Source organism: Nocardiopsis sp. TNDT3, from assembly GCF_003427465.1.
Lineage (GTDB): Bacteria > Actinomycetota > Actinomycetes > Streptosporangiales > Streptosporangiaceae > Nocardiopsis > Nocardiopsis dassonvillei.
The window spans coordinates 1-8669 of sequence record NZ_QPFC01000322.1; the positions used below are offsets into that span (position 1 = coordinate 1).

6 protein-coding genes are annotated in these 8669 nt (G+C 72.7%); all 6 read right to left on the reverse strand.

The annotated features are described in order from the left end of the window. The coding region (locus DQW06_RS08700) for a hypothetical protein (RefSeq protein ID WP_157983380.1) at window positions 1-1319 on the reverse strand (1319 nt) is incomplete at its 3' end. A 53-nt stretch (window positions 1320-1372) separates the two neighbouring features. Next, the gene (locus tag DQW06_RS08705) at window positions 1373-3187 is read right to left on the reverse strand and encodes a type IV secretory system conjugative DNA transfer family protein (protein ID WP_117198266.1); all 1815 of its coding nucleotides are present in this window, start codon (window positions 3185-3187) and stop codon (window positions 1373-1375) included. Between the two features lie 7 nt (window positions 3188-3194). Further along, window positions 3195-4745, reverse strand: coding sequence for a hypothetical protein (locus DQW06_RS08710; protein WP_117198267.1), 1551 nt, complete (start codon window positions 4743-4745; stop codon window positions 3195-3197). Window positions 4746-4760: 15 nt separating this feature from the next. Next, the gene (locus DQW06_RS08715) at window positions 4761-6230 is read right to left on the reverse strand and encodes an SCO6880 family protein (RefSeq protein WP_019609292.1); all 1470 of its coding nucleotides are present in this window, start codon (window positions 6228-6230) and stop codon (window positions 4761-4763) included. Further along, window positions 6231-7766: a hypothetical protein gene (locus tag DQW06_RS08720; RefSeq protein ID WP_117198268.1), complete on the reverse strand. Its 1536-nt coding sequence runs from the start codon at window positions 7764-7766 to the stop codon at window positions 6231-6233. It abuts the gene before it with no gap. 59 nt (window positions 7767-7825) lie between these two features. Further along, window positions 7826-8669, reverse strand: an 844-nt coding sequence (locus DQW06_RS08725; RefSeq protein WP_232832984.1) for a pilin, incomplete at its 5' end; no start/stop codon positions are given.

Consider the following 8669-nt stretch of genomic DNA (forward strand, 5'->3'; position numbering starts at 1 on the left):
CTCCGGCCGCCCCGCCGAAGGTGGGACGGGGCGGGGCCGGTGGCGGCGCCCCGGCGCCGCGAGTTCCAGGCGCTCCTCCAGCCCCGCGGGCCGCGCAGGGCGGGGGGTCCGGTCCGCGGTGCGGTCGGCGGCGCGGCGGAGGGGGAGACGGGGCCCGCGGCCGTCCCCGGTGCGCCGCCCGCCCGGGCGCCCACCGCAGCCGGGTTCACGAGGCCGTCGGCGGCGGCCATCCTCTCGTTGAACCGCCGCCGCTGGACGGTCCCCTTGGCCGCGTTCCACCTCAGGAGCTGACGGGCGTCCTTCCTCGGCACGTCCCTACTGGTGAGTCCCCTCAGGTCCTCCACCCGCCGGTCCACCTGGTCCACGTAGGTGTCGTGCGCCGACTCGGCCGCCCGGACGGCGCGGTCCGCACGGTCCCCGGCAGCCCGCACCAGGAGGTCGCCCTGCCGTGCCACGGCGGTGATCCGTGCCGCGCCCGCCAGGGCCGTCGCCCGCACGTCCGCGTCGCCCGCACGCACCGCGTCGGCGACGTGCTGGTTGGTCCGGGTCCTGGCCCTGCTCACGCGTCGGGTGCGGGCGTCCTCCGCCCGCCGGACCAGGGCGTCCCCCTGGTTCCTCGCGTCCCTCTCCGCGACGGATCCCCTCCCGGCCGCGTCCCTGACCAGCCTCTCCCGCTGCCACTTCGCCCGCCGGACACCGGCGTCCCCTGTCCGCCTCGCCTGGGCCACCACGCGGTCGGCGCGTTCCCGGGCCAGGGCGACGCGCGTGCCGCGCCTGGCCTGGGCCGCAGCCACGTCCGCCCCGGCCCTTACCGCCGCCTGGTGGGTCATGAGCGCGCTCATCCGCTCCGCCGAGCGCACCATGGCGGCGGCGCGGCCGCGGACGGTCCTCAGCGCCAGGCCCGCCTTCGCCTTGGTGAGTGCGGCCCTCGCCCGCCGTGCCCTGACCCTGGTCCGGATCCGGACGCGGCCCCGCCTGAGGCGCCCGCGCAGGGAACGGCCCGCGGCCCGCCGGAGCGGACGCAGCACCCACCGGTTGAGCAGCGCCGCCGCGAAGTCGAGGAGGCCGAGGGCCATGCGCGCCAGGAGGCCCTGGATCCGCCCCGCGGTCCTGGCCAGCCAGACGAGCCCGCCCACCGTCTCCGAGACGACGTCGCCCTGCCCGCTCGGCGCCCCGGGCACGCCGGGACCGCCCGGGGACAGGAAGCGCCGGGAGTGGGCGTCGGGGACGGCGCGCGCGGCGGGTTCCGCGGGCACGTTCCCCACCTGCGGCGGGGGCGGAGCCGGGGGCGCCGCGGCGGTGGCCGGGGGGCTGGCCATGGTCGTCCTCCTTGCGGGTCGGGTCGTACGGGGAGAGGGTCCGCGGTGGTGGTTCACCTTCCGCGGGGCGCGTCGTAGCGCACGCGGGCCCTGGTGGTGATCCGCTCCTCGGCCTCCTTGATCGCGGCGGAGACGATCCTGGCCCTGTCGGTCCGGTACCAGGGGCGCATCCGCAGGATCGTGGGCTGGGCGGCTGTGGCGAAGAGCAGGCACTCGCCCTTGTCGATCCTGCGGATGTCGGAGCCCTGCATGATCTCCTGGCGCCGGAGCTGGACGGAGTGGTTGCCCTTGCCCTCGCCGTAGCTGAACGACGTGGTGGAGATGTCGTGCTGGCCGATCAGCTTGGACAGCGCGTCCACGATCTTGTGGTCGTCGAGCCCGGCGCCGAACACCTTCACCGTGGCGGCGGACCACATGGCCTCCATGCCGTTCTCGGTCCAGACCCGCACCCCCTGCCGGTAGCTCTGGAGGATGGTGACCGGGACGATGCCGCGCGATCCCAGGTGGGAGTACATGTCGGGCAGGTCGGCGATCTTGCAGATGTTGGCGGCCTCGTCCAGCACGGCCACCAGCGGCGGGTCGAGCCTGCCGCCCTGCCCCTCCGACGCCTCCTCTCCCGCGATGAAAACCGCGTCGGTGAGGGCGGCGATGAGCGGGGCCGCGGCGGCGCGGGACTTGCTGAGCAGGTGGAGCGTCTGCCTGGTGGTGACGAAGGAGCGCGGGTCGAACTCGTGGTACGCCGGCCCGTCCGGCGGGGTCACCCACGCCATGATCTCGGGGTCGTCCAGGCAGCGGGCGGCGGTGCGGGCGGTCGTGTAGATGCCGTCACGCGTCTCGGCGACGATGTTCTGCGTCTCGCGCAGGGCCTCGGCGTAGGCCGTGAACCCGTGCTCGAAGAGGAGGTTCACCGGCTGGGGCAGCTTGGTGTCGTGCAGCCACTCCCCGACCTTGGCCAGCGACTCGCCCCCGAGCGCCGCGGCGAGCGTGAGCTGGGAGAGCAGAGCGCGGGCCGCCGGACCCCACATGTCCTTCTTGGAGTCGTCGTCGATGGTGAGGACGAAGTGCCCGGCGAGCCGGTAGGCGTCCTCGACGCTGCGCACGCCGGCCAGCGGGTTCCACCAGAAGTCCTGCTCCTGGTGGGTGATGTGCTGGGGGTCGAACAGCCAGACCCGGTCGCCGGTGGCGTGCTCCCGGATCTTCGCCGTGGCCGACCAGACGTCGGCCTTGTTGCTGGTGGCCAACGCCGGTCCGGGCGCGTCCAGGATGTAGGGGATGGCCATCGCCGTGGTCTTGCCCGCGCGGGGCGCCATGTAGGCGAGGACGGTGTCCTCCCACGACGCGAACAGCCGGGGCCCGTCGCGCCTGCCCGACCCCCGCACGTCGCCGATGACCAGGCCGACGTCGGCGTCGGCCAGCGTCCTGCCCCTGATGCCGCGCAGCGAACGCCTGCGCAGCCGGACCGCCTTCTCCGCGGCCTCGGGGCGGGCCAGTTCGGCGATCGTCTCGTTGTTCCTGTTCAGGGCGGCGACCGCGTCGGACTGTCCGTACAGCGCGTTCCTGACCCGGGCCAGGGTCCACCAGAGGGCGCTGACCGCCGCCGCGGCCAGGACGGAGAACACCACGGCGACCGGGGCGCTCGGTGTGCCCGGCCACGTCGCCCCGGTGTCCCACACGAGCAGCGAGTACGCCCACATCGGGCCGAACTCGCCGACCGCGCCCCCGGTGACGGCGGCCACGAGCCGCGCCGACAGCCAGAAGAGGAAGAACAGGGCCACCAGGCCCCACAGGGCGAGCAGCACGAGCAGCGGCGGGGCTCCGGCCGCCGCCGCTCCGCCGCGCACCTGGTACGTGGGTCTGCGCCGTGCCATGGCCGCCTCACTCCCCCCGGATCGCCTGGTCGGTGTCGTACAGGACGAGTTCGTCGCGGGTGAGCGTCATCTGCACCGGGATCCCCAGGCGCTCCGCACCCGTTTTGATCAGGTACTTCCCGCGTCCGGGGTGGCGCGCTCCGGGCTGCCAGGAGTCCGGGGACGACCACGACGCCACCAGCCCCTGCTCGGGGGCGGTCATCGGGGTGATCCGGTTGACCGAGGCGAGTTCGCGCGGCGGCAGCCCGGCCAGGACGGTGATGGCGGAGCGGTCCACGAAGCCCCGCGCCTTGGCCCGGTCCTCCTCGGTGGCCAGGGCCTCCAGGTCGTTGAGGGAGTGGGTCACCATGACCGACGACATGCCCTTGGACCTGTTGAGCCGGGTGAGGGAGTCGGCGAACTCCACCAGGCCCGGAGCGCCGCGCAGGGCGCGCCACAGCTCGTCCATCACGCCGATGTAGGAGCGGCGCCGGATGAGGCCGAGGTCGGAGAGCACGGCCGCCGCGTCCACCATGCCGAAACCGTAGCTCCACGTGCACAGCATCGCCGCGGTCAGCAGCTTGTCCCCGGCGGCTCCCACCCGGGAGATGTCGACGCTGATCCCCGGCGCCTCCATGTCGAGGGGCCTGGTGGTCTCGGCGTCGAAGACCCCCGCCAGGGAGCCGGTGCACAGCAGGCGGAGCGTGAAGACCAGGTCGTCCACGCGCTTGTCGTACGAGTCCCTGGTGTCGGCGCGGGCGAACGAGCGCAGCGAGTCCGGGCCCTCCTCCACCACGTTGAGCACGTCCACGACCGTGGGCTGGCGACCGGCGAGCCGTTCGTCGAGCAGGTCCACCGCGGCGCCGAGGACGACCTCCTCGGCGTTGCCGATCCTGCCCTCGCGGACCAGGGTGCACAGGGCCATCAGCAGCGAGATGCGCCGGGAGCGGACCTCCCAGCGCAGCTTCTCCCGCTCCACCTGCGACAGCCGGTCCATGACCGCCCCCAGAGGGCCGGCGTCGAGCGGGTTGATCCGGTCCAGGCCGCGCCCGATGCGGATGACCTGGCCGCCCAGGTGCTGGATCAGGTCGGTGTAGTCGGGCTTGGTGTCGCCCAGGATGATGGCCTGGGAGCCGAAGGCCACCGCCCCGGTGACCAGCCGCTTGACGAACGTGGACTTGCCGGTGCCCGGCTGCCCCAGCACGAAGCAGCCGGGGTTGGTGATCAGACCGGCCCTCAGCCACGCCATCGGGTCGAGGCAGACCGCCTCCCCGGAGAGGAGGTCGCGGCCGATCGGCGTGCCGACCGACGGCGGCTTGCTGCTGGTGACGAACGGGAACAGCCCGCACGCCTGGGCGGTGGTCGCCTGGTACTCGACCGCGTTGGGGATGTTCGGCGAGGCCCCGCCTCCCCGGTGCCGCCAGCCGAGCAGGGGGGCGACGACCTCCCGGTCCCCCTCCCGCGAGCGGTCCGGCCGCCTCGCCTGCTCCTGGTTCTCCCGCTTCTGCTTGAGGCGTCGGCGCTCCGCCCGCTGCTGGCGGCGCTCCTCACGGCGGCTCTGCCGGTCGATGATCGCCATCGGTGCTCCCTCTCCCTAACCCATGCCGCGCTGAATGAGGAACGGCGGACACACCCCGAGGGGCAGGGTCGTGGCGAACGCGACGTCCTGACTGCCCCAGGCGCGGCGCAGCCGGATCCGCGAGGTCTCGGCGGCGGACTCGGTGTGCGCGACCGCCTGCTTCAACCGCTCCTCGTCGTCGACGGTCGCCGTCGTGTACAGGCTCACCTGCACCAGCCCCGCACCGCGCGTCTCCTCCTGGGCCGCCTGCTGGGCGTAGGCGACGTCCTGGCGGTCGCGCGCGCTCACCCTGTGGCGCACGCGGGCGGACAGCTCGCTCTTGTACTGGGCGGCGGCGTTCTGCTGCTCCAGGGCGCGCGCGGCCGCCGCGGCGGGCCAGGGCCGGAACAGCAGCGTGGTCCTCTTGACCCACCGGGTGGGCGAGAGCAGTTCGGCGAGCACCGTGCTGGTCACGTGGGTGCGCGGCGCCTCCTGCCAGATCCACGAGACGCTCGTGCCGCTGTCGTGGGTGTAGCGGTCGTGGTGCACCTCGGCCTCGACGGGCGTGGCGTCCGTCCAGTCGACGGTCCCGATGTCCTGGGGCTTGTCGTTCAGCATGGAGCTGAGGTCGTTGACCACGGTCGGGTCGTAGGCGGTGCGCACCATGGCGACGAGCTGTTCCGGGGTGGCCCGGCCCAGGACCGACACGCCCGTGCTGGCGAGGCTGGTCTCGATCTGGTTGAGGTAGCCGCTGATCTCGACCGCCGCCTGCATGCGGTCCTTGGGCGCCACCGGGAACTTGCGCGGATCGTAGGTGAGGCTGATCCGGGTCTCCACCTGGGCGCTGACCGAGGGGGCGTTCAGCACGAGGTCGCGCATGATCTTCCGGGCGGCCAGGGGGGACTGCGGGTCGATGTCGGCCTCGACGCTGCCGCGCAGCGCGCTTCCGGGGGCGGGCCGGGACTCGACGGTCACGGTGACCCACTGGATCCACGGCATGTAGCCGAGCGAGGCCAGCCACTGGTGCCAGTTGGCCACCCACGTGTCGACGTCGGAGGGCTCCGCCAGCCACACGGAGTTGGACGAGACCAGGACGGTCGCGGTCATGTGCCCGAGCCGCCGGTTCCAGGCCAGGCCGAACCGGCCGCCCCTGCCGTCCTCGCAGGAGAGCAGGGTGACGGGCGCCAGGACCCCCGGCAGTTGGAAGGCCCGCGGGTGCTCGACCATCACACCGGCCCGGTAGCGGGTGTGCCCGAGGACCTTGGCCCACCACCAGCGCAGACGCGTCAGCAGGAAGCTGAGCACCGACTCGCCCTGGACCGGCACGGCGGCGAGCAGGAAGGCCACCGTCATGACGGGCAGGATGTAGAGGGCCAACCGGGGCGCGAACATGCCGGACAGCATCAGCACGACGAGGCCGCCCAGCAGGACGAGGGTGGCGTTGAGCCCCAGCCCGAACAGCCCGATGCTGCGTCGGCGGCGCCAACCTCCGTACGTGCGAACCACCTAGACCATCCTTCCGTCTGCTCCGTCGGCGAACTGCGCTCCGGACGCCCCCTCCGGGGCGGGCGCCGACCCGCCCCCGACGACGGCCGGGCCGCCTCCGTCCGAGGCCATGGCCGCGCCGCCCGGCGCGTCGGCGCCCGGCGCCGCGCCCCCGGCTTCGGCTCCGGAGGCCGAACCGCCCCCGGAGACCTCGTCCGCTCCGGACGCGGTCGTCTGGCTGTAGGACTGGTCCGAGCCGCTGACCGTCGAACTCACGGACTCCGTCGCCCCGGAGGCCCCCGCGTCCGTGCCTCCGCCGGAGCCGCCGACCGCGCCCCCGGCGGGGTCCACGGTCCCGTCGGCGCCTCCGGCGCCGTTTGCGCCCAGGTCGGAGAACTGCCCGGTCTGCGTTCCGAGGGCCGACGTGGCCGCGGCCCCCGAACCGGTGCCGGCCGCGCTCACCGCCGCCGTGGAGCCCGCGTCGCCGCCCGGGACCGGCCCGCCCTCGTCGAGGTTGCGCGCCACGCCCGCGGCGCGCTCGTTGGCCCCGGCCGCCGCCTGCTGGGCGTTGCCGGTACCGCTGTCGGCGGAGCCCGCGCTGCTCTGGGAGCTGGCGGAGTCCCCGCCGCCGTTCCCGCCTCCGCCTCCGCCGCCGCCACCGCCGCCGGTGACGGAGTTGAGGCCGCCCGCGGCCAGCGCCATCATCCACACGCTCCCCGAGCTCATGAGCTTCATGAGGACGGGGAGCGCGCCGGTGGCCAGGAGCATGACCGCCGCTCCGGTGAGGTACCTGAGCAGGTCGTCCCCGTCGGGGCCCGCGCTCGCGAGGACGACGAGCCCGACCAGGTAGATCATCAGCAGGAGGGGCTTGTACAGGAAGCAGGCGAACAGCCACCCGATGACCTTCGGGAAGATCTTCAGGTTCGGGACCATGCTGCTGGCCGCGGCCAGGGGCAGCAGGCAGGCGATGAGGTAGGTGATCGCCTCCAGGAGGGCGAGGACGATCATCTGCGCGATCAGCCCGAGGATCACCGCGAGTCCGACCAGCGAGGTCACGGCCCCGCGGGCGACCTCGTTGTCCGCGAACCCCAGGTCGGCGCCGTCCACGCCCACGCGCATGATGCTCGGATAGACGCTCTGCGCGGACTCCAGGAAGCTGGTCTGGTCCCCGTACGTCCCGGTGGTGAGCACCATGTTGGTGAGCCCGAAACTGAACTGCCGCAGGACGTAGATGAGGAAGAGCCCGCCGAAGGTGACGACGATGACCGTCAGCAGACCGCGGATCAGGTCCAGCATGGGGTCGAGACGCCGGGTCCACAGCAGGCGGATGGCCGCCAGCAGGATGCCCAGCGTGGCCAGGAACAGGACCAGCGGGTTGAAGACGTCCTGGAGCTGCAGGACGCCCTGGTCCATCTGGAGGTTGAGGCGTCCCTCCCCCCGGCGGTCCGCGTTGTAGACGGGGCTCGACGCGCCGCTGTAGATGAGGAGATCGAACATGCGCTCGATGATCCCCTGGAGGCTCTCCGTCACCCAGCCGTCGACGTTTCCGCCATTCATTCCTTCCACCTCCTCCGTTTCTGGAACTGACTGCGGTCACTCGCGTGGAGGACGCTTGCTCACTGATCCGGGCAGAAGTTCCCGCCGACCTTTTCCTCCCGCTGGTTGCCCGTCACCCAGTTCCGGTATTCGGTGCAGGCGTAGTACTTCTGCATCGCGGGTTCGCCCCGCCCGGCTCCCTGGTATTCACGCGGGACGTCGTCGTAGTCGTCCACCGGGTTGTCCTCGCAGGCTTCGCTCTGGTCCCACCATTGCGAGGGGAGGTTGGGGCAGTGGTATTCGGCCCAGATCCAGTCCCGGGCCTCCATGATCTCGTACTGGCCGCTCTCCGGAGTGCAGGGGGAATGGGCGAAGTTGTTTCCGGCGTTGTCCCCGAACCCCGTCACGAAGCAGTATTCGTAGCAGTCCTTCGCGCCGTCGTACGTGCAGCGCGGATCCTTGTCGCCCGAAAGAGGAACGGTGTGGGAGAGCTCCTCCCACCCGTCGTCGTCGGGGCAGAGGTAGGTGCCGTTCTCGGACTGGAGGGCGCCCGCGCAGTCGGCGGCCTCGCGCTCGTTGGCGGCCTGGTCCTCCACCAGCGCCTGGATGCTGGTGGAGAGGTCCTCCTCGGGATGGTGCAGGGAGCCCTCGAAGAGCATCGCGGTCAGACTGCCGGACCCGGCGATCAGCACGACGGCCAGGACGACGTACGGGAGTTCGGCCATACCGCGCGCGGCGATCCAGGGGTCGCCGGTGAAGTTGGCGTGGATCATGCGTCCGCCGATGATGATCAGCGCGAGGACGCCCAGGATGACGCCCAGACCGGCGACGTAGCCGAGGAGGTTGTTCCCGCTGGTCTCGAAGCTCTGCATGGCCAGCGGGGCCTGTGCGGTCCCGCCCGCCCGTTCCCACGGCACCATGTCC

Bases quoted from the DNA above. Each gene is read 5' to 3' on its own strand.
- DQW06_RS08705 (WP_117198266.1), bottom strand. From the start codon at position 3,187: ATGGCACGGCGCAGACCCACGTACCAGGTGCGCGGCGGAGCGGCGGCG.
- DQW06_RS08710 (WP_117198267.1), bottom strand. From the start codon at position 4,745: ATGGCGATCATCGACCGGCAGAGCCGCCGTGAGGAGCGCCGCCAGCAG.
- DQW06_RS08720 (WP_117198268.1), bottom strand. From the start codon at position 7,766: ATGAATGGCGGAAACGTCGACGGCTGGGTGACGGAGAGCCTCCAGGGG.